We start from the raw sequence: 21,035 nt of genomic DNA, 5'->3' as shown, positions 1-21,035 counted from the left end.
CTTCGGGTTATGCAGTCTCGCTTTGCGCTGTATCCCCAATGAGCCCGATGTAAAATCGGTAGGGGGATGCCGCTTCAATCGAGTTTAGGTTGAAAGGCTGATTTTTATTATGCCATGCAAAAATTACTTCTTTAATATAAAAAAATGTAGTCAATAAGCCCTCTTTTTCGGAAATAAACTTGAAGTATACTTGAGATAACAGTGTCTTAACATTTAATACCCTGAAATAAATTACCTTCGGTGAGCTCGCTTAAGGCTCGGTCTACTGTGTAACTTTCCGCTGCGCTACAGGTCAGGGTGACGACCGCTTATATAAATCAGCTATATTTTCAAGTAGTTATTTATTTGAGTTTTTTACTTTCAACCATTATCTCTAGCAGGCTGTGCATTAGGTTTACTTTTAAACGACTCTTTTTTATGTCATTTATCAGTTGGTCATCAACATGTGCATCTTTTCCGTTCCATTTTATCTTTAAATGTTTTGTTCTTATCGGCGGCACTGGAAATACTACATCTTTTCCTTTTGCAACTTCTGCAATATAATTTTTTAGGATTTCCCTTTGGTTTTCTTCTACGATTAATACATCGAAAAAACCATCACTGGGATCAGCGTGTTCACTTAACCTCAAATTAGGACCAAGGCGCGAAATATTCATGATTTCGACCATGATACATTTTTTCCTTATTTTTTTATCCTCAACCTCTATGCTACAGGTGCATGAAACATAGGTTTCGGTAATTGCCAATAGCGTATCCAGTGCAATTTCGAATTCATCCTCAGCCGTTTTGATTGCTTTTGTATCCATGCTTTCGAGCTTTTGCATCAGTTTAGGGAAAATACCAAAGCCAAAAGATTCGATAAAAAACAGTGGTTCTGCTGTTCCGGTAACCTGTCCGATATCAAATTTTCGCAGATTGTAATTAGACCAGGAAGTTATATTACGGTCCAGATCGCTTGAAATACCAAGAGAGGTTGCAATATTATTTGCAGTACCGAAGGGGAGGAGGGCCACCGGTCGTTTATAACGCAGTTTTTTGTCAAGAAGTTTGATAATTGTTTTTCTTATCGTCCCATCCCCGCCGGCAATGGCAATAAATGAAGTTTCGGGGCGGATTTCTTTTAACGAGCGTTTTTCAGAAGACGCGTAATCTATCGAAAAGCCATGACGCTCAATAGCAGACGAGAGTTTTTTTTCTGAATGTTTTTGCTGTCCTGCTCCAGGATTATGGATTACATGAACTAAAGGCGCTGGCTTTTTCATCTTTATTTGAACAATATAGGCCAGACTTAGTTTTATTAAGAGATATAAACAGTAAAAAAAATAGAAATGAATATCTTGATCACCAATGACGACGGCATTTACAGCCCCGGAATAGCAGCACTTGCCAACATTGCCAAAACTTTTGGTACAGTAAGAATTGTTGCCCCTGATGTAGAACAGTCATCAATGGGCCATGCCATAACACATTCACGGCCTTTGAGCTACAAGAAATCACCAATAGCTTTTGAGGGAATAGACGCCTTCCGTGTAAACGGTACACCAGCCGATTGTGTTGCACTTGGTTTGCACCTATATCCTGATACCAATGTGGTACTTTCGGGTATTAATATGGGGCCAAATTTAGGTAATTCCATGTGGCATTCGGGCACATTGGCTGCGGCAAAACAAGGTGTTCTTTTGGGCGTAAAAGGCATTGCTTTAAGTACGCCAGTAGGCCACACTGAACCTGATTTCGAAAAATTAAAACCCTTTGTAGTTAGTTCACTGGAGGAATTATTTATAAACAATGAGCTTGCCCTGTATAATGTTAATTTTCCGCCAGAACCTAAGGGCATTAGGTGGACACGGCAGTCTGTGCGCCTGTATGATGGAAATGTTGTTCCGGGAGAAGATCCGATGGGGAGGAAACATTTTTGGATTACTGTAACGCCACTTGAGCCAGCCGAAGAAGACACCGATCGCTGGGCCGTTGATCATGGTTATGTTTCTATTACGCCATTGCGATTAGATCTGACTAATGAGGCTGAGCTTGTAGGCCACCTGATGTCTAAATAACTTAAACTTCTAGAAAAATTGTTGAATGCATTAAAAAGGCCCGTTTGGGCCTTTGCTTAATGTACGGGATTGGTTTTGTGCATGGTGTCACGTTTGAGTGTGTCACGTTTGGTGGTGTCTTTTTTAGACGGCCATTCCTTGCTTTTTTTGGCAGGCTTTGTTTTTTCCGTCTTTTTTTTAGTGGTGTCTTGTCGTGTTTGTGCAACCGATGCCAGGCAGATTGAACAGGCTAGCATCATCATCATAAGTTTTTTCATAAGAATAGAATTATTGTTAAAATGCCAGTAATAAAACAATGGTGTTTTTGTGAATGTTTTATGAATTTTTCTTTTTCGTCTATATTCAGCACACAACCATTGGTATTTTGATGCATTTCTGCTCGATCAACTTATTAATTTTATAAAACCATCTCTCTTTTTACTTTGTTTTATGTTGAAAAAACGGATTAAATAAGCCGAACAATTTTGTACTGGTTTATCTACAGGTAATTAGTTAGTATGTAAAAAGAGTTAAATCATGAAATACCCTCAGTTTTGTTTATTTCTTATCGTTTTGCTGTTTTTGCTTAGCTGTAAGCATGATCAGACCGAATTTGCCATGCACGATCGCGAATTTACCGACTCCGTGTATCCTGAAATGCGGTATCAGCAGCAGTTGAACCTTGAATTGCAAAAGATGGATGCTCCAGCAATTAAGGATTTAGGCATCAGGAGAGGGGATGAAAATCAAGCCTATATTCAGCAGTTAGCAGCAAATACAAATACACAGGATCAATTTTCACAAACTTCGCTCAAAGAAGAACATGTACAAAAACTAACCCTATTGCGTCAACGTGATCCGGTCCAATTCGAACAGTTACATTCACTGCTCATCGATTCAGACCAAAAAATGATTGGTTTTCATGTAAAAGCTACTGGCGCTACAGGATTGCTCAACCCTAATCTGAGGGCCTGGGCAGAAGCAAAAATTGCCCATTGGAAAGCAGACTTGAATGAAATCCAAGGCTTAACAAAATAAGTAAGGCTGTTTATACCATCCCAGCTCTTATTGTTCTGGTGTTCGCTGTATATTATATCAAACAGATTGATTTAAGTTTAATTAGCTACTTTATGTATCCTTTCCAGCACTTTTTAAATTTAATAGATCGACAATCTTTTTTAATAATATAAAGATATCAAAAGGCTTAACCACAAATTCTTCGGCGTTACATCCGCTGGTCATTTGTTGAATATCGGCATGGGCGCTCATCATAACTACGGGTGTATCAGCAGTTTTTGGGTCGGCCTTAAGCAGTTTACATACCGCCATACCATTGCCGTCTGGAAGCATTACATCCAACAAGTAAAGGTCTGGATTGATATGTTTTCTGGTAAAAAACTCATTAACGGTAGTAAAACACGCTACTTGGTAGCCTTCTTCTAAAAGCAGGAACTGTAATATATCTCTTATCCCTGCATCATCCTCAAGTATACAGATCAGTTTACTCATAAAGAAATAGTTTGCACACTAAAATTTTGTTCATTAAATGGCAATTGTGTTTTTAAGTTATTCGGTATCAATATTTTTTTGATCTACACTGCTGCCTTCTTCATACCGGTCTTTCTCCTTTTCATCTTCGTGTACAATAAGCGAATGGGGAGTGGCAGCGGCGGGGTTTGAACCTGTGCCATCGGTTTTGGGCAAACTTAAAAGATCGTTGTTATTGGCTAACGGTGTGTTTTCTATTTCAGTATTGCCCAAGGCAATTTGATTCAGCTGTTCCTGGTTTTTCCTTTCATTGCCTTTCTCAAGGTCTTTTCTGTCGTTTTTGGTATTTGCCATAATGCGGTTTACTTTGTTAAAATAAACAGAACCATCAGATTAAAGTTTTAAGCAAAACGAGAATTAACCCGCATAAGCTTGGGCAATTTCGTTTAACTTTTTATCTGCTAAATTATTTTTGATACACTGAGGCGATCATTTTTTTTATTTCGAGCGCATTAAAAGCAGCATAAGCAGCCTGGTCGTTATCGAAATAGAGGTATACGTCTTTTTCTTCTTTTATCCACGAAAACAACATGCTGTTCCACTTTGTTAAGTTGTGGTTGTTGTAACTTCCCTGATATTTTCCTTCAGGACCATGTAGCCTGATGTACACAAAATCTGCTGTGCACAAAATGGGAGATTGATGCCCGGCCAACTCGTAAATGCAAAATGCGCAGTTGTATTTAGCGAGCAGTGTAAATACATCATCATGATACCAACTTGGATTTCTGAATTCGAAGGTATATCGGTGCTTTTTAGGAAGCATTTTTAAAAACCGCTCCAGCCTTTCGGTATTTAATTTCCATTTAGGTGGGAGCTGAAAAAGGATAGGCCCCAGTTTGTTTTCCAGTCCTTCGCTGGCCTCTAGAAAATCCAGGATTTCGGCCTGTTCCACATTCAACTTTTTGAGGTGGGTAAAATATCTGTTGGCTTTAACAGCATAAATAAAATTCTTAGGGCTTTGCAATTGCCACTGCTTAAAATTATCGATGCTTGGTTGGCGATAAAATGAATTGTTCAGCTCTACAGTATCGAAATGTTCGGCAAAATATTTAAACTGATCTTTCTTTTTAAGGTCATCTGGATAAAAATTGCCCTCCCAATGGCGGTATTTCCATCCCGATGTGCCGATGAATGCTTTTCCTAATTTCATATTTCGTTATCGGTTTATTTGCACATAGCCGCTACCGGTTATTCAATTTCTCCATCAGCCATGCCATCTAAAAACCAGCCAGACCTGTATTCGAATCTTGCTGATGAAGTTCCCGATTTATTGGTAACCTTGCCCGTAAAATCATGGGCAATATCGCCTTCACTTTCCAGAATCTGTTTGGCCAGGTTAGCATATTCGTTTAAATCCAATCCATCGTTGATAATATAGGTCAATTCTCCGTTTTCGCTCCATGATGACTCAATTAATCCATCATTAAATTTTTTCTTTGTTGTATGCAGATTTTCTTGGTTGTTATTTAAGGGTAGGTCTCTCATCTTTGTTTTATCTTATTAATTAATGTGTTATCAAATTATAAATGGAGCGACTAATGTTTAACCATTTTTTTATTTTTAACCATCCTGGGGTTCCCTGTTAATTTTTCTTCCGAAAGTTTTTTTGCAGAATCAATTGAATGGGAATGGTGGATATCCTCTTCTTTTTCTGCCACATCAGAAAGTTTCGCATAGTATTTGTGCAGTACATCCAGTTCTGCCTCCGAAAGATCTTCAATATCAACCATACGGTTACTGGCATGCCTGCTCGCTGCCAATAGCTCATTAAGTTTTAACTGTATGGCTTTCGAATCCTTATTCTGGGTTTTCTGGATCAGAAATACCATTAAAAAAGTAATAATGGTTGTTCCGGTATTAATTACCAGTTGCCAGGTATCCGAATAATTGAAAACAGGGCCACTAACGCCCCAAATTACGACAATGCCAACAGCTGTAATAAAGGCGCCTGCACTTCCGGTCCAATTCGTAATCCTGTCAGATATACGCTCAAAAAAGTTGTGCTTGTTTGTCATATTCTTTGGTACTAAGTCTAAGGAGTGTTTTTGCTTATATAAACAGGCGAAAATTTCAGATGGTTTTCAGTTTTTGTTTTCTCTTGCTGGTAATGAGAATGTAAATACAAGGGTGTTCCTTTTTTAAGTTATTAAAACATGTTGATACTGCGTTTACCAAAATATTTAATTGATGTGTTAACCGGTGTTGTAACCAAATACTTTAACCGTTAAATAAATCAAACCTACCACAGTTTTGCCTTGTTTATTTAATGAAGTACATGCTTTAAAACAAAGGTTGCGCTTCTTGCAGGAAATAATTTTGAAGGTTTAAACTTAAAACAATGGAAAACAAAAAAACAGATCAACAGGACAATGAAAATAAGGTTGGTATTGTACCGCATTCACAGATTGAGGCTAGTGATGCAGATAGTGCTTATCAGGATGAGGCTTCTGCTGGGGAATTATCAAAACAGGCAAAGAAATCGGATTCGGATGCAGACCGCGCAGAAGATGACTGAACTCCTCATCAGGATTAAATTTTTTTAACAGTAAATACAAACTGAACAAATAGGTAAAATGCAGGAACTAGTATATGACAAGCCGCGTGGAGCGCTATAATAGCTTGCTTTAAGGTTTATGCAAATTGCAGCATATTCTTCATCGATATCCGTCAAAACTTTGGCCTGTTTTTTTTTGTTCTCATAAAAAAGGGGCTTTAATGGGAGTAAACGTACAAAAAAGAAGTATTGGTTTAAATTTTAACGAAAACGGGGAGGTAGAAATAAGGATTTGGGCACCGTTTGCAGAACAGGTTGCTGTTTTAATAACAGAAAGTGCTGCCGTTATTGATATGTTTAATGAGGGGTATGGGTATTGGTTTTTGCAAACCGATCAGATAAAGCCACTGGAAAGTTATAGCTTTAAAATCAGCGCCCCTAAAGATGGAAAAGAACTTATGCGTTCTGATCCAGCCTCATTGCTCCAGGCCGAAGGACCACAGGGGCTATCAACAGCTTTTGATCTGCGAAGTTTCCCTTGGACAGATAAACATTGGCATGGGCTCGCATTGAAAGATTTCATCATTTACGAACTTCATACCGGAACTTTCACACCTGAAGGAGATTTTGCCGCTATCGAAACAAAACTCGACTATCTTGTTAAACTCGGCATTACCGCTATCGAAATTATGCCTGTTGCACAATTTTCGGGCGGCAGGAATTGGGGTTATGATGGCGTATTTCCCTTCGCCGTACAAAATACCTATGGTGGTCCTTTAGCATTACAACAATTGGTTAATACCTGCCACGAGAAGGGGCTGGCCGTAATCTTGGATGTTGTTTTTAATCACGTGGGGCCAGAAGGAAATTATTTTGCAGATTTTGGTCCATACTTTACTGATAAATACCATACGCCCTGGGGGCAGGCCATTAACTTTGATGATGCAGGATGCGATGCGGTAAGGGATTTCTTTATCGAAAATGCGCTGATGTGGTTCAGGGATTTTCACATCGATGCGCTTAGGCTAGATGCGGTACACGCAATTAAAGATTTTAGCCCTGTTCATATTCTGGCAGAGATTAAATCGCATACCGAAAAACTTGCTCGGGTAACCGGTAGAACTTATGAACTGATTGTTGAACTTGACTTGAACGACGGTCGCTTTATCAGGCCGAAAAAGGAGCATGGCTATGGTATGGATGCCCAGTGGATAGATGAATTTCACCATGCGCTGCGGGTTTGCGCAGGTCAGGAACAAAAAGGTTATTATTCAGATTTTAATGGCGTGGATGATCTGGCTAAATCTTTTAACGGCGCTTACGTGTACGATGGACAATATTCGCCCCATAGACAGAAAAAGTTTGGTGAACCCATAGGAGATGTTCCGGGTTATAAATTTGTTGTTTTCTCACAGAATCATGATCAGATCGGTAATCGCATGCTGGGTGAACGGACTGCTACATTGGTGAGTTTTGAAATGTTGAAAGTGATGGCTGCTGCTGTTTTTTGCAGCCCCTTTTTACCCTTGATATTTATGGGCGAGGAATGGGCAGAAACCAATCCTTTCCAGTTTTTTATAAGTCACAGTGATCACCATCTGGTAGAAGCCGTTAGAAAAGGCAGAAAAGCGGAGTTTTCTGCTTTCCACGAAGGTGAAGCCGTGCCCGACCCACAGCACGAATCAACTTTTCAACATTCAAAACTGGATTGGCAAAAACTTGAAGTGCCGTTAAATCTTAAAATGTTGTCTTATTACAAAACATTGATTGCACTCCGAAAGCAAAACGAGGTGCTTGCAGACTTAGATCGAAAAAACGTTAAGGCAAGGGCCTACCCAGAAAAAAAATGTTTAATGCTAAAACGGGGGAAGGGTGCACAAAAAATAATGGTGCTGTTTAACTTTTCAGATCAAAAGCAAAACCTTTTAACTGGCGAAACAATTCAAGATTGGACCATATTGCTTAACTCTTCTTCACTCGTTTGGAATGGACCAAACGAAGAAATAAAGCGCTTAGCTCCCGGTGAACAAATTACCTTATTTCCAGAATCAATTCTTATTCTTTCTAAAAAAGATGTATAAACCAAGCGCCACTTACCGTATCCAGTTTCACAAAGATTTTAACCTGAAATCTCTTGACCGTATTATCCCATACCTCATCGAACTGGGGATAAGCACATTGTATGCTTCACCCATTTTTGAAGCCATTCCGGGCAGTATGCACGGTTATGACGTTGTAAATCCATTAAAGATAAATCCTGAGATCGGTACCGAAGCAGAGTTGTTAAATGTGTCTAAAAAATTAAAAGCGGCAGGGATTGGATGGCTTCAGGACATTGTTCCCAACCACATGGCCTTTCATCCTGGTAATGCCTGGTTAATGGATGTGCTTCAAAAAGGCAGTGCTTCAGATTTTGCCCTTTTTTTTGATATCGACCTGGAAAAGGGCGATGGACGCTTAATGGTTCCTTTTTTAGGTGAGGAGCTCGATGAGGCCATAAAACTGGAGAAATTACAACTCAAGAAAGTTAAAGGCGAATATTACCTGAGTTATGGTGAAACCGATTGGCCCGTTAATGCTGATACGCATAAAATGCTGGCATTGCTCGATTTTAGGAAAATTAACAGCAATACAGCTGTTTTAAAACAGATAGTTAACGATCAGCATTACCGCTTGTGTAATTGGCACGAAACCGATCATAAAATCAATTACCGAAGGTTTTTTACAGTCAATAGTCTGATCTGCCTCAACATGCAGCATCAGGAAACATTCAATCTTTATCACCGCTATATTTTCGAACTGATCGATAAAGGTGTTTTTCAGGGACTACGAATCGACCATGTAGATGGGCTTTACGATCCCAAAGGTTATTTACAAAGCCTCCGGAGGTCAGTTGGAAAGGAAATTTACATTGTAGTGGAAAAAATTCTGGAACAGGGAGAACAGATGCCATTGGACTGGAAAGTACAGGGGAACACTGGTTATGATTTTATGGCAATGGTAAACAATCTTTTTACCAATAAGCAGGCCGAGAAACCTTTTACCAGACTTTATAAACGGGTAACAGGAAAAAAACTCAATCCATCTCAGCTGATCTATGAAAAAAAGCATAATATATTGTTTAAACATATGCAGGGTGAATTGGATAACCTGTTTGAAATGCTTTTGCCACTTAAACCGCCTGGTTTTTCTTTTGTAGAAAATGCAGAACTGAAAAAGGCGCTTGGCTGGCTCCTCATCCGCATGCCTGTATATCGGTATTACAATTATAGTTTCCCACTTGCAGAAATCGATGAAAAGAGAATCAGCAGCCTGCTGATGCCCCTTATTGGTGATAAAAAACTGGGTAAAGCAGGAGAATTATTAGCTGCCATATTTTTAGAAAAACCCCGAAATGCAGATCATGCATATAGACGAAAAGTCGGTCAGTTTTTTCAGCGCTGTATGCAGTTTACCGGTCCGTTAATGGCCAAAGGAGTCGAAGATACGCTGATGTTTACCTACAACCGTTTTGTAGGCCACAGCGAAGTTGGAGATGCGCCGGATGCATTCGGGATATCGCTCGATGGCTTTCATAATGAAATGCTGAATCGACAGCAGTACTGGCCACTAAGTATAAATGCGAGTTCTACCCATGATACTAAAAAAGGGGAGGATGTAAGGGCGAGATTGAATGTGCTCAGCGATCTTCCTGAGGAGTGGAGCCTGCTGGTTGAACAGCTTAAGTGCAATTTTATCCGTTTACAGCATAAGGTGCCATCCTTCAAACAGTTACACATTAATGATGTTTATCTCCTCCTGCAGACCATTATTGGAGCCTTTCCTTTTCTAAAAGACGATGAACAGGATATTGATAACCGTTTAGCACAGTTTATTGTAAAAGCATTGCGGGAATCCAAGAAACGGTCAGACTGGGCAAGTCCGAATGAGGTTTACGAGCATCAACTGAATAAGTTTTCGAGGGTTATTTTAAACGAAAGGCTGGAAAGCGGAAAATTGATCAAAGACTTTTTGAAGCGCATTTCGGACTTTGCAATAATCAATAGTTTAGCGCAGCTTACTTTAAAATTTACCTGCCCTGGTCTTCCGGATATTTATCAGGGAACCGAATTATGGGATTTAAGCCTTGTTGACCCTGATAACAGAAGAGCTGTTGATTATAGCTGCAGATCCAAAATGATGAAAGAGCTGGATACACCTGCTGACTATAAAAAACTTTGGGAAGACAGGTTTTCTGGAAAGTTGAAAATGTGGTTAACCAAAACTTTGCTATTAATCAGAAAATCTGAAACTGATGTTTTTGAACTGGGTACCTATATTCCTTTAACGGTTGAAGGTAAATATAGTAACCATATCTGTGCTTTTGCAAGGAGGTATAAACAGCGCTGGATAATAACCGTTGTTCCCCTTGGTTTTGCCAAGTGCTGTAAAATCCAGAATGTAGCAATTAGCGATTTCGATTGGGAAGATACTGCAGTTATTTTACCGCATGAGGCCCCCTTAACATGGGAAAATCTGCTTACCGGGAAAAAAGGGGCTAAAGATCCATTACAGAGGGGGATACTCATCAGCCAGTTGTTCAACGAGGTTCAATTGGCGGTGCTTAGGTTAATCCCCAAAAAAAATGAACGTTCTGCGGGGGTGTTGATGCACATCAGTTCCTTACCATCCAATTTTGGTATCGGCGATCTTGGTCCCTGGGCATATAAATTTGTAGATTTTCTTTATGCTTCGCGACAAAGTTATTGGCAGATTCTGCCCCTCAATCCGGTAAAAAAGGAGAATGGGTATTCTCCCTATTCCAGCAGTTCTGCTATGGCTGGAAATACCATGCTAATTAGTCCGGAAGTACTATTCGAAGATGGGCTTTTGAGTAAAACCGATCTTGATGCCTTCCTATTACCCGCAACAGCACAAGTTGATTTTGAAAAAACAGCAGAAATGAAACAGCGCATTTTAGATAAGGCCTATCAATGCTTTAAAAGTACGGGTAACAAGAAACTGGTTGCAAGTTACAACTCGTTTTGTAAGGCTGAAGCGCACTGGCTCAATGATTTTTCTGTTTATACCCATTTAAAACAGTTTTATAAAAACAGTGAATGGTTTAACTGGCCAGAAAAGTTTAAGTCTAAAAATAAAAAGGCTATTGCTGAATATGAAAAAAACTACCTGGCCGAGCTTGAAGAAATAAAATGGAACCAGTTTATTTTTTACCGTCAATGGTACAAATTAAAAGCCTATGCAAATAAAAAGGGAATAAAATTGATCGGCGATCTTCCATTTTATTTGGATTACGATGCGGTTGAAGTATGGGCAGAACCTCAAAATTTCCTGCTTGATAAAAATGGAAACAGAACTGTTGTTGCGGCTGTACCACCAGATTATTTTAATGAAAAAGGGCAGTTGTGGGGAATGCCGATATATAATTGGGAGAGGATGGAACATGATGGATTTAAATGGTGGAAGAACCGGCTCAAGAAAAGTAGAAAGATATACGATCTTGTGCGCCTGGATCATTTCAGGGCTTTTGCGAGTTATTGGCAGGTTGCAGCTCATTTTGATGATGCGGTAAATGGTACATGGAAACCTGGGCCGGGTGCTCAATTTTTTAAATCAATGAAAGGAAAATTTGGCGAACTTCCTTTCATTGCCGAAGATCTTGGCGAAATTACTGAAGATGTGGTCAATTTAAGAATGCAGTTCGGCCTGCGGGGCATGAAAGTTATACAGTTTGCCTTTGGCGAAGACCTGGCAGCTTCTCCCCATATTCCGCATAATTTTGATTCGGTGAATTTTATTGTCTATACCGGAACCCACGATAACAATACAACTTTGGGATGGTTTAAAAATGAAACAGACGAGGCGCTTAGAAAACGGTTATCGAACTATGTGGGTGCCAGTATTAATGAAACGAATATTATCAAGGCCATGATCAGGCTTTGCTATTCTTCGATTGCGGAAATAGCAATAATCCCCATGCAGGATATTATGCAGTTAGGTGATGACGCTAAGATGAATACACCGGGTAAAGCATCCGGTAACTGGGCATGGAGGGTGGATGAAGGATTTATTACCGAAAAAACCGTAAACTGGTTGAAATCAGAAACCGAACTTTATGGACGCTAAACGTGTAAAATCCCTGGTTATCCCTTGGGCAGTTGTGATAAACTTTTGGCCGTTAAAAGCACTGCGCCTACAAAGAGAAGTAGCCCGCCAGTAAGGTATTTACGGTGCGCCTTAGGTCTTCCAGGTATTCCCCAACCACCGTGTATGGCATTGCCAAAAGGAAGTGGAGAGAAAATATTGCCGTTTGTTTTTTCGATATCAGGGGCATTTTTTAAGTAATTACGGATCACCGCTCCGGCTATGCCCCTTGTAATTGCCGGAAAAACGGCATAAGATAAGCGAAGCAGTATCGAAGTGCTTCCAATCATCGTTTGCGGTTTCGGTTGCTTAGAAAGTTTAAGTATGCTTAGTGCTATACGCATCGGATCGTATACCGGTGGTGCAGGTTTTAAACTTTTTCCGGTATAATTTGCCGCGTGCTGGATCCCTGGTGTATCTAAAAATGCTGGAAAGGCGTCACAGATATAAATATTGGGGTACCTGGATAATTCTGTTTGAAGGGCTGCACTAAAACCTTTCAAACCAAATTTGCTTGCAGAATAGGCCACGCCGTAAGGTACAGGAAGAAAGCCACCGATGGAGATATTGTTGATGATGATACCTGATCCCTGTTTTTTAAAATATGGGAGTACGGCATGAGCTCCGTTCATATAGCCAAGCAGATTGGTGCGTAACACCTGCTCCGAAACTTCCATTGGTGTAACATCAAATTCGCCGATAGCAAGTACGCCGGCATTATTTATCCAGATATCTATTCCAGGTCCAAAATTGTCGGCAGCCGCTGCCAGATTAATTACCTGTTTATAATCGGATACATCTGCTTCAACTGTTAACACTTCTGCACCGAATAATTCACATTCTTTAGCCAGTGCTGTAAGTTCATCTATATTGCGGGAAGAGATTACCAATTTATCTCCATTCTGAGCAAATACCGTAGCCATTGCTCTGCCAGCGCCACTTGAAGCGCCTGTAATTACAACCGTTCTTTTTTCCTTCATCATTATTGTACAACCCATTCTGCCCGAAAAATGTTTTTTGTTATTCTTTAATTCAAATTAGCTAAACTTTAACATATTTTTCATTGTTGTTTATTGTACCATAGGCTGTTTATGAAGGCTTTATTCATTATCTACATAAAATTTAAATTATGAAAGCAGCAGTATTCCACAAACCTGGCGATATCCGGGTAGACAATATACCCGATCCGGAAATTCTTGATCCCAGGGATGTAATCCTTAAAGTAACCTCAACCGCAATCTGTGGCTCCGATCTGCATATCTTAAGCGGTGCAGTTCCGCAAAAAGAACCTTTGGTTATGGGGCATGAATTTATGGGGATAGTTGAGGAGGTTGGCGCCTCCATTACGAACCTGAAAAGAGGCGACAGGGTAGTAGTTCCTTTTCCCATTGCATGTGGTAAGTGTTTTTTCTGTACTCATGAAGCTTCACCTGCCTGCGAGAATTCGAACTTTAAAAACTATGGACCAAATGGTGATATGATGAGCCAGAAGGGTGGTGCACTCTTTGGTTATACCGATCTTTATGGTGGCTACTCTGGTGGCCAGGCGCAATATGTGAGGGTACCATATGCCGATATCAGTCCGCGTATTGTTCCCGATCATTTAAGCGATGAACAGGCACTGTTCCTTACCGATATTTTTCCAACCGGTTGGTCGGCCATTGATTGGGCGCAGTTAAAAGGAGGAGAAGTGGTCGCCATCTTTGGATCAGGACCGGTTGGGTTAATGGCACAAAAAGCAGCTTGGATAAATGGTGCCAGCCGGGTAATTGCAATTGATCCCTTAGATTATAGGCTCGAAAAGGCAAAGGCGGTAAATAAAGTTGATACGCTGAACCCACATAAAGTGGATGTAGTGGAAGCAATAAGGGAAATGACAGGCGGACGGGGAGCTGATGTATGTGTAGATGCGGTAGGATTTGAGCCCGAACGTAGCTTTATGGATAAGGTTAAGGCAACCTTCAATTTTGAAAAAGGCTCTATAAAAGTGCTCGAAATGTGCTTTGAAGCTGTTCGTAGAATGGGAACCGTATCTATTATGGGTGTTTATGGTTCGCCTTACGATAACTTTCCGCTCTTTAGAATTTTCGACAAGGGTATTACCATCAAACAGGGCCAGGCACCCGTACTTAACTATATAGATAAACTTGTTGGTTTGGTAAATGATGGAAAGGTAGTGCTTGATGACATTATTACGCATACCCTTCCCCTTGATCAGGCAGCACACGGCTATAAGATCTTCGACGAAAAGGAGGAGGATTGTGTAAAGGTTGTTTTAAAACCTTAATTGCTATTTAGAAACTTAAATTTTTCATCCAGCTACGCATCTTTCCTTAAACAACATGGAAAAACTCATTGAACAGCTTAAAGCATTTTTAGGAAACAGAATTATGGATCTAACGATAAAGGGACCAGCGGAAGTTGATATTCTGATTGATGACGAGCAGCCCTTAGAACCCCTTGCATCGGAACTGCGGAACCATATTACAGAGATTGTTGATGAAAATACATTGGCAAAGATAAACTTTGTCCGTGCCAACGGCACATTGGCCGATAGTTTTTCCCTCAACCAATAATGAATAAATCGCAGAAAAAATAATTGTTAACAGCCCAAAAAGAGGCGTAAGCTAAAAAAAATATGGACAAGAAAACACCAAAAAGAAAAAATAAACCTGCTCAGCCAGAAAATGGTAAGACGGCCAAACTGGAATCTTTTGTAGCGGATTCGACAGGCGAATTTTTAACAACTAATCATGGAGTCAGGATTAATGATGATCAGAATTCGCTCAAAGCCGGGGAAAGAGGCGCAACACTTCTGGAGGATTTTATCCTCCGGGAGAAAATTACACACTTCGATCATGAACGCATACCCGAACGCGTAGTGCATGCCAGGGGTTCTGCTGCACATGGGGTTTTTAAGGTATACGAAGACCTATCTAAGTTAACAAGAGCTGCATTTTTATGCGATCCGGGAGCAGAAACTCCGGTGTTTGTTAGGTTTTCAACCGTAGCAGGCTCCAGGGGATCGACAGATCTTGCGCGTGATGTAAGGGGTTTTGCCGTAAAATTTTATACCCAGGAGGGGAATTTTGATCTTGTAGGCAATAACATGCCGGTATTTTTTATTCAGGATGCGGTTAAATTTCCAGACCTTGTCCACGCGGTAAAACCAGAGCCTGATAATGAAATGCCACAGGCCGCCTCAGCTCACGATACTTTTTGGGATTTTATTTCCCAGATGCCAGAGTCGTCGCATATGATTATGTGGCTGATGAGTGATCGGGCCATACCAAGGAGTTACCGCATGATGGAGGGCTTTGGCGTACATACTTTTAGATTTGTAAATGCCAATGGGGAAGCCAGTTTTGTGAAATTCCACTGGAAGCCACTTCTGGGTGTTCATTCGGTGGCCTGGGATGAGGCACAGAATATTTCGGGCAAAGACCCTGATTTTCATAGAAGGGATCTTTGGGATGCGATTGAGGCCGGTGCCTTTCCAGAATGGGAACTTGGTGTGCAGATCGTGCCTGAAGCAGATGAGTTTAAGTTTGAATTTGATCTTTTGGATCCCACTAAACTGATCCCTGAAGAACTTGTTCCTGTGCAGCGCATTGGTAAGATGACACTGAACAGAAACCCCGATAACTTTTTCGCGGAAACTGAACAAGTCGCTTTCCACGTTGGTCATGTTGTACCAGGTATCGATTTTACCAATGACCCGCTATTGCAGGGCAGATTGTTTTCTTATACCGATACCCAGCTAATCCGATTGGGAGGACCAAATTTTCATGAAATCCCGATTAACAGACCTGTAATTCCTGTGCATAATAATCAACGCGATGGCCATATGCGCCAAACGATAAACAGGGGTAAAACCAGTTATGGTCCGAACGGACTCGCCGCAAACGACCCAAGGCAGGTACCTGCTGCCCAAGGTGGCTTTGTAAGTCATAATGAGGCAATTGATGCCAGAAAGATCCGCGCAAGGAGCAGGAGTTTTTTTGATCATTTTTCGCAGGCCCGCTTATTCCTCAATTCACAGAGCAATGCCGAAAAGAACCACATTATTGATGCCTTTAGCTTTGAACTCGGTAAAGTAAAGGCAATTCCTGTCCGGGAACGTATGCTGGCTGTATTAATCCAGATAGATAAGGACCTGGCTGGGGCCGTTGCGCAGGCACTTGGCCTGCAGATTCCAAAAATCCCTTTGGCAGACCTTAACAATAGCCTGCCAGCTGATGGCAAAAGGAAGGATTATGCTTCTGTAAATCCTAAAGGAAGCCTTGCAAGGTCCACAGCGCTAAGTATGGCCACAACGATCAAAGATACCATCAAGTCAAGAAAAATTGCAATTCTTGCCGCAGATGGAGTAAATGAGCAAACACTGAGTAAAGTTAAAGATTTCCTTGTTGCACAGGGAGCGGTGGTGCACATTATAGCACCAAGATTGGGCGAAATTATTTCGGCAGGTGGTAAAAATATTGCAGTGGATGAAAGTCTTCTAACAGCAGCATCTGTCCTTTACGATGCAGTATATGTGCCTGGGGGCACTAATTCAGTTCATGCACTTAGTGGAGAGGCCAATGCCATTCATTTCTTAAATGAGGCGTTTAAACATTGTAAGGCAATTGCTGCCGACAAACAGGCACTCCAGGTTTTGGAATCTACTTATTTCGCTAAAAAGCTACCAGCAGAATATACCAGCGATAATGCATTACGCGAAGGGATTTTGATTACTGAGAATATTGATGTCCTTACCAAGACTTTTGCAGAAATGATTGCCTTGCACCGCTTTTGGGAGCGTGAAGTTCAAAGAAAAATACCTGCATAATTTCAGAAACAAACCGGGTGAAGGCGAACAGCCTTCACCAAATTTATTGGCTATGGAAAATAAAAATAACTTAGAAACCGTGCCTGCTCAATATACAGGTAGCGAGATGGATGTAATAGAACGCAAGAACTGCAGCACCCTTGCAGAAGCGTTAGAGGTTTTTGAACGGGCCTGCACTAAATTATTGTCCGTAAACGAGTGGGGCCGTTATGCAGGCATCTCCGCTTTCCAATTAATCGATCCGCAAGGCATCCGTGCAGAAAGGCAGGCGCAGTTAAATGATTATATCAGGATCGATATTCCCGGTCCCGGAACGCAGGCCGGAATGGGCTATGACTGGGTTCAAATCGAGGAAATCACAACAGAAAGCGACGGTAAGAAGCAAACCTTGTGCATGAGGGTAAGACCCTGCGCACATCCTTTGTCACAAAAAAAGGAAACTGCCCACTTTTTAAAAAGTGAAGCCACATCAAGTTTTATCATTACACAAACCGGACAATATGTAACTGCGGAAGAACATGGCAGAAATGAAGTGCCAAATACAGATAATGGCACCCTTTATGATAAGGGAAGGAATTTTATGGTGGGTATGGCGGCCAAGCTGGGCTTTTCATATCCGCAGTGGAAAGGCCTGGTTAAGGCGCTTTTGCAAGATTAGCATTTTTGCTGTACAATTCAAGCAGTTCTGCTCCGGCTTCGTTCCCCTGCAAAATGGCCAGATCTAATGCATGCTGCCCCCTGATATCCTGGAGCCCCGTTTTTGCACCATGCGCTAAAAGTAGTTTTAATACTTCATTGCGGCCAAACATTGCGGCAAACATCAGTGCAGTGCCACCGTTTCCATGCTGAAGATTAAGGTCTGCTCCGCTTTCAATCAATAATTTTGCAATATCGGTATAACCTTTAAATGCCGCACCCATTAAAGCGGTGTTGCCTCCCTGATCTCCAAGATTCAAGTCTGCTCCCGAAGCAATCAGGTATGCTGCGGCTTCCGGCTGGTTGTTGTAGCAGGCAATAATCAGAGCAGTATAACCTTTATCGTCCTGAAAATTTATGTTCACTCCGTTGCGCAATAGTTCTTTTAAAACCTCCGTATCGCCTTTTCTTGCGGCAGGTATAATGAGTTGTTCTATGTTTTCCATTTTTATATAACATTCGCATTGTTAAAAAGTTTAAGGTAAAGCACTGCTCATTTTTTGTTGAAAATTGAAGAATGCCTCAGCTTTTTTTAAAAATTTTTCTGTCAAAAGCGCAATGTGATATATCTTTGTATCAATTTTCGTGTTTCCTAAAGGGAATTCACCAAACGGGATATAGCGTAGCCAGGTATCGCGCCAGCATGGGGTGCTGGAGGTCGGAAGTTCGAATCTTCCTATCCCGACCAGCTTTTGGGCAGGCCAACGCACTGGTGCCAATTTGCTAATTTTTTGAAACTATAGTTATAAAGTATCTGTTTTACAATAAAACAGATACTATGAAAAATTACATCGATCCAAAGGAAGAAGACAACGAAGATGAAAACGGCAATGAACAGTCGCGAATAAGTCCCAACGAAGAAAAAGAAGCTGATGATAACGAGGTTCAACGGGGGCTTACCGGTGAAATTGATGATGAAGATGATGTTGGAGGAGATCTTGCCGGGAATGCGGGCGGAAATGCCTAGCACCTTAAAAGCGGACATCCGGTATGGATGCCCGCTTTTAATATGTCCTGCCGGGTAGCTGCGGAATAACCTGTAATGTCGGATGAACAGACTGGTATAATATTTCCACTGCTTTGATTATTGGCCTGTAACGGATGTATAGCTATTATCCATTTAAGCAAAATATTTCCCTGCGTCGATATATTCGCTTATTACAAACATTTTTTAATATTCCCTGTTTGTTTTTGAAAAGAACTAATCAATATTACTATTATCTAATAGATTTAAGCGTTAAAAAATAAATGGCTAAATCAAAAAATCAACTGGGAACGCACTCAACTGGTACAATTCCTAAAACACTCACTGGTATTTCTGGACTTGATGAGATTACATTAGGCGGGCTGCCCTCGGGACGACCTACACTCGTTTGTGGTGAGGCTGGTTCTGGGAAAACACTTTTTTCCATAGAGTTCATTGTAAAAGGGGCCATGGAATATGGTGAACCAGGAGTATTTATGGCTTTTGAAGAAAAGGCCGAGGAACTTAAAGCGAACGTAGCATCACTTGGATTTGATCTAGAACAGTTAGAAAAGGATAAGAAGATAAGGTTGGATTATGTGCATATTGACCGCTCAGAGATTGAGGAGACCGGAGAGTATGACCTGGAGGGGCTTTTTATCCGGCTGGGATACGCAATTGACAGTATAGGCGCTAAAAGGGTGGCACTTGATACCATCGAAAACCTTTTCGCAGGCCTAAATAATACAGCAGTACTGCGGGCAGAGATCAGGAGACTTTTTCAGTTTTTAAAATCGAAAGGCGTTACGGCGGTCATAACAGGTGAGCGTGGAGGCAATGGCCTTACCCGTCAGGGCCTAGAAGAGTACGTGTCAGACTGTGTTATTTTACTCGACCACAGGATTATCAACCAGATCTCTACCAGGAGGCTCAGGGTTGTAAAATACCGGGGATCGGTTCATGGAACCAATGAATATCCCTTTCTGATCGATGATGAGGGTATCTCGGTGCTTCCCGTTACCTCCCTGGAGCTGAATCATGAGGTTTCCACAAAAAGCTTGCCCTCAGGTATTGCCGCGCTGGACAAAATGCTGGGAAATTCTGGCTTTTATAAAGGGAGCAGTATCCTGGTTTCAGGCACGGCCGGCACGGGTAAGACCAGTATTGCAGCAACATTTGCCAATGCGGCCTGCCTGAGGGGAGAGAAATGCCTTTTTTTTGCTTTCGAAGAATCCCCAAAACAGATTATCAGAAATATGCGTTCTATAGGCATAGATCTTCAAAAACACCTTAAGGAAGGAACGCTTGAATTTTACGCCTCACGCCCTACTCTGTACGGATTGGAGATGCATCTGGTAGCGATCCATAAGGCAATTAAAAAGTCTAAGCCATCTGTTGTTGTACTTGATCCGATCACCAACCTGATCACGATAGGATCGGTTAGCGATGTGAAAACAATGCTTGTGCGCCTGATCGATTTTCTGCAGGCTGAACAGATTACGGTAATGTTTACAGCCCTCACCCTTAATAATATCGTCAATGAACAAACCGATGAAGGGGTTTCTTCGCTTGTTGATGCCTGGCTTTTAATCCGTGATATTGAGAGTAACGGTGAGCGGAACCGCGGATTGTATATCATGAAGTCTAGAGGAATGAAACATTCAAACCAGATACGCGAATTTGTGATTACAGATAAGGGATTGGACCTGGTGGATGTATATCTTACCGAAGAAGGCGTACTTACCGGCTCGGCGAGGGAAGCAAGAATGCTTATGGAGCAGACCGGCGAGGTTATCCACGCCCAGGCTGTCAGCCGTAAAGACCGTGAACTTGAGCGCAAACGGAAAATTTTAGAATCAAAAATAGAAAGCCTACGATCCGAATATGAATCAGCGGAAGAGGAGCTGAATAAAGTTTATGTTGAAGAGGCGTTAAAAAAACAGATTATGGGCGAAACGATAAGCAAAATGGCCAATCTGCGCAGGGGGGATGATGGCGGGAAGAAAAAAATATACACAAAAACAAATAAATAGTGGGTAAAGCATACGAACTCCGGCTATATGTGGCCGGTAAAACCAATAAATCGGTAGTCGCACTGGAAAACCTGAAAAAGCTCTGCGAGGAGCATCTGAAAGGAAAATATAGTATTGAAGTGATCGATCTTTTGGAAAAGCCACAGCTGGCTGAAGGTGATCAGATATTTGCCATTCCGACACTGGTAAAAAAAGTGCCTGAACCGGTCCGCAAAATTATAGGTGACCTTTCAAATGAGGAAAAGGTTCTGGTGGGACTGGATATACGTGCAAAGATTAAAAATTAGTT

At 41.2% G+C, this 21,035-nt stretch carries 21 protein-coding genes and 1 tRNA gene; 13 read left to right on the top strand and 9 right to left on the bottom strand.

The annotated features are described in order from the left end of the window. Window positions 1-341 precede the first annotated feature (341 nt). A complete protein-coding gene (locus AC1RJ8_RS07360) occupies window positions 342-1,262 on the bottom strand; it encodes a diacylglycerol/lipid kinase family protein (protein WP_492952921.1) in 921 nt (306 codons plus the stop codon). Between the two features lie 66 nt (window positions 1,263-1,328). Between AC1RJ8_RS07360 and surE the strand changes: the two genes are divergently transcribed. Further along, the gene (gene surE, locus AC1RJ8_RS07355) at window positions 1,329-2,057 is read left to right on the top strand and encodes a 5'/3'-nucleotidase SurE (protein WP_492952922.1); all 729 of its coding nucleotides are present in this window, start codon (window positions 1,329-1,331) and stop codon (window positions 2,055-2,057) included. Between the two features lie 56 nt (window positions 2,058-2,113). Here the strand turns inward: surE and AC1RJ8_RS07350 are convergent, their stop codons facing one another. Beyond that, window positions 2,114-2,314, bottom strand: a complete 201-nt coding sequence (locus AC1RJ8_RS07350) for a hypothetical protein (RefSeq protein WP_492952923.1) — start codon at window positions 2,312-2,314, stop codon at window positions 2,114-2,116. 259 nt (window positions 2,315-2,573) lie between these two features. Between AC1RJ8_RS07350 and AC1RJ8_RS07345 the strand changes: the two genes are divergently transcribed. Then, window positions 2,574-3,074, top strand: coding sequence for a hypothetical protein (locus tag AC1RJ8_RS07345; RefSeq protein ID WP_492952924.1), 501 nt, complete (start codon window positions 2,574-2,576; stop codon window positions 3,072-3,074). Window positions 3,075-3,164: 90 nt separating this feature from the next. Here the strand turns inward: AC1RJ8_RS07345 and AC1RJ8_RS07340 are convergent, their stop codons facing one another. The 5 genes from AC1RJ8_RS07340 to AC1RJ8_RS07320 form a co-directional block, all read right to left on the bottom strand. Beyond that, entirely contained in the window at window positions 3,165-3,545 is a 381-nt protein-coding gene (locus tag AC1RJ8_RS07340; RefSeq protein ID WP_492952925.1) for a response regulator transcription factor, read from the bottom strand. A 57-nt stretch (window positions 3,546-3,602) separates the two neighbouring features. Further along, the gene (locus tag AC1RJ8_RS07335; RefSeq protein ID WP_492952926.1) at window positions 3,603-3,878 is read right to left on the bottom strand and encodes a hypothetical protein; all 276 of its coding nucleotides are present in this window, start codon (window positions 3,876-3,878) and stop codon (window positions 3,603-3,605) included. Between the two features lie 112 nt (window positions 3,879-3,990). Next, complete coding sequence (locus tag AC1RJ8_RS07330) at window positions 3,991-4,734, bottom strand: DUF72 domain-containing protein (protein ID WP_492952927.1); 744 nt, start codon at window positions 4,732-4,734, stop codon at window positions 3,991-3,993. A 38-nt stretch (window positions 4,735-4,772) separates the two neighbouring features. After that, window positions 4,773-5,069 carry a hypothetical protein gene (locus tag AC1RJ8_RS07325; protein WP_492952928.1) on the bottom strand — a complete coding sequence of 99 codons (297 nt, stop codon included), beginning with the start codon at window positions 5,067-5,069 and terminating at the stop codon, window positions 4,773-4,775. Between the two features lie 50 nt (window positions 5,070-5,119). After that, on the bottom strand, window positions 5,120-5,599 hold the full coding sequence (locus AC1RJ8_RS07320; RefSeq protein WP_492952929.1) for a low affinity iron permease family protein: 480 nt from the start codon (window positions 5,597-5,599) through the stop codon (window positions 5,120-5,122). 323 nt (window positions 5,600-5,922) lie between these two features. Between AC1RJ8_RS07320 and AC1RJ8_RS07315 the strand changes: the two genes are divergently transcribed. From AC1RJ8_RS07315 to treY, 3 genes are all read left to right on the top strand, one after another. Further along, window positions 5,923-6,099, top strand: a complete 177-nt coding sequence (locus AC1RJ8_RS07315) for a hypothetical protein (protein ID WP_492952930.1) — start codon at window positions 5,923-5,925, stop codon at window positions 6,097-6,099. A 200-nt stretch (window positions 6,100-6,299) separates the two neighbouring features. Continuing rightward, window positions 6,300-8,159, top strand: a complete 1,860-nt coding sequence (gene treZ / locus AC1RJ8_RS07310) for a malto-oligosyltrehalose trehalohydrolase (RefSeq protein WP_492952931.1) — start codon at window positions 6,300-6,302, stop codon at window positions 8,157-8,159. Further along, window positions 8,152-12,204, top strand: a complete 4,053-nt coding sequence (gene treY / locus AC1RJ8_RS07305) for a malto-oligosyltrehalose synthase (RefSeq protein WP_492952932.1) — start codon at window positions 8,152-8,154, stop codon at window positions 12,202-12,204. The genes treZ and treY overlap by 8 nt, the downstream gene beginning before the upstream one ends. Before the next feature lie 17 nt (window positions 12,205-12,221). Here the strand turns inward: treY and AC1RJ8_RS07300 are convergent, their stop codons facing one another. Beyond that, complete coding sequence (locus AC1RJ8_RS07300) at window positions 12,222-13,205, bottom strand: SDR family oxidoreductase (protein ID WP_492952933.1); 984 nt, start codon at window positions 13,203-13,205, stop codon at window positions 12,222-12,224. Window positions 13,206-13,351: 146 nt separating this feature from the next. Between AC1RJ8_RS07300 and AC1RJ8_RS07295 the strand changes: the two genes are divergently transcribed. The 4 genes from AC1RJ8_RS07295 to AC1RJ8_RS07280 all read left to right on the top strand — a co-directional run bounded on the left by AC1RJ8_RS07295 (window position 13,352) and on the right by AC1RJ8_RS07280 (window position 17,711). Then, window positions 13,352-14,509 (top strand): zinc-dependent alcohol dehydrogenase, encoded by a 1,158-nt coding sequence (locus AC1RJ8_RS07295; protein ID WP_492952934.1) that lies wholly within the window; start codon window positions 13,352-13,354, stop codon window positions 14,507-14,509. Window positions 14,510-14,564: 55 nt separating this feature from the next. Beyond that, on the top strand, window positions 14,565-14,798 hold the full coding sequence (locus AC1RJ8_RS07290; protein WP_492952935.1) for a hypothetical protein: 234 nt from the start codon (window positions 14,565-14,567) through the stop codon (window positions 14,796-14,798). A gap of 62 nt (window positions 14,799-14,860) precedes the next feature. Beyond that, a complete protein-coding gene (locus tag AC1RJ8_RS07285) occupies window positions 14,861-17,053 on the top strand; it encodes a catalase (RefSeq protein ID WP_492952936.1) in 2,193 nt (730 codons plus the stop codon). Next, window positions 17,025-17,711 (top strand): hypothetical protein, encoded by a 687-nt coding sequence (locus AC1RJ8_RS07280; protein WP_493008039.1) that lies wholly within the window; start codon window positions 17,025-17,027, stop codon window positions 17,709-17,711. The genes AC1RJ8_RS07285 and AC1RJ8_RS07280 overlap by 29 nt, the downstream gene beginning before the upstream one ends. On the opposite strand, the gene AC1RJ8_RS07275 is transcribed toward AC1RJ8_RS07280, so the two are convergent. Continuing rightward, a complete protein-coding gene (locus AC1RJ8_RS07275) occupies window positions 17,689-18,195 on the bottom strand; it encodes an ankyrin repeat domain-containing protein (RefSeq protein WP_492952938.1) in 507 nt (168 codons plus the stop codon). The two genes, AC1RJ8_RS07280 and AC1RJ8_RS07275, sit on opposite strands and share 23 nt — an antisense overlap. Before the next feature lie 165 nt (window positions 18,196-18,360). On the opposite strand from AC1RJ8_RS07275, the gene AC1RJ8_RS07270 reads away from it, so the two are divergent. The 4 genes from AC1RJ8_RS07270 to kaiB all read left to right on the top strand — a co-directional run bounded on the left by AC1RJ8_RS07270 (window position 18,361) and on the right by kaiB (window position 21,033). Further along, window positions 18,361-18,437, top strand: a tRNA-Pro gene (locus tag AC1RJ8_RS07270). A 90-nt stretch (window positions 18,438-18,527) separates the two neighbouring features. After that, entirely contained in the window at window positions 18,528-18,716 is a 189-nt protein-coding gene (locus AC1RJ8_RS07265) for a hypothetical protein (RefSeq protein ID WP_230151409.1), read from the top strand. Window positions 18,717-18,997: 281 nt separating this feature from the next. After that, window positions 18,998-20,746 (top strand): circadian clock protein KaiC, encoded by a 1,749-nt coding sequence (kaiC, locus tag AC1RJ8_RS07260; protein WP_492952939.1) that lies wholly within the window; start codon window positions 18,998-19,000, stop codon window positions 20,744-20,746. Continuing rightward, a complete protein-coding gene (gene kaiB / locus AC1RJ8_RS07255; protein WP_492952940.1) occupies window positions 20,746-21,033 on the top strand; it encodes a circadian clock protein KaiB in 288 nt (95 codons plus the stop codon). Before kaiC ends, kaiB begins: the two co-directional genes overlap by 1 nt. The last annotated feature ends 2 nt before the right edge of the window (window positions 21,034-21,035 follow it).

The organism is Pedobacter sp. GW822-FHT03F06 (genome assembly GCF_058801365.1).
Note: the sequence above shows the minus strand (reverse complement) of the source record. Positions and strands in the feature narration are given on the sequence as shown.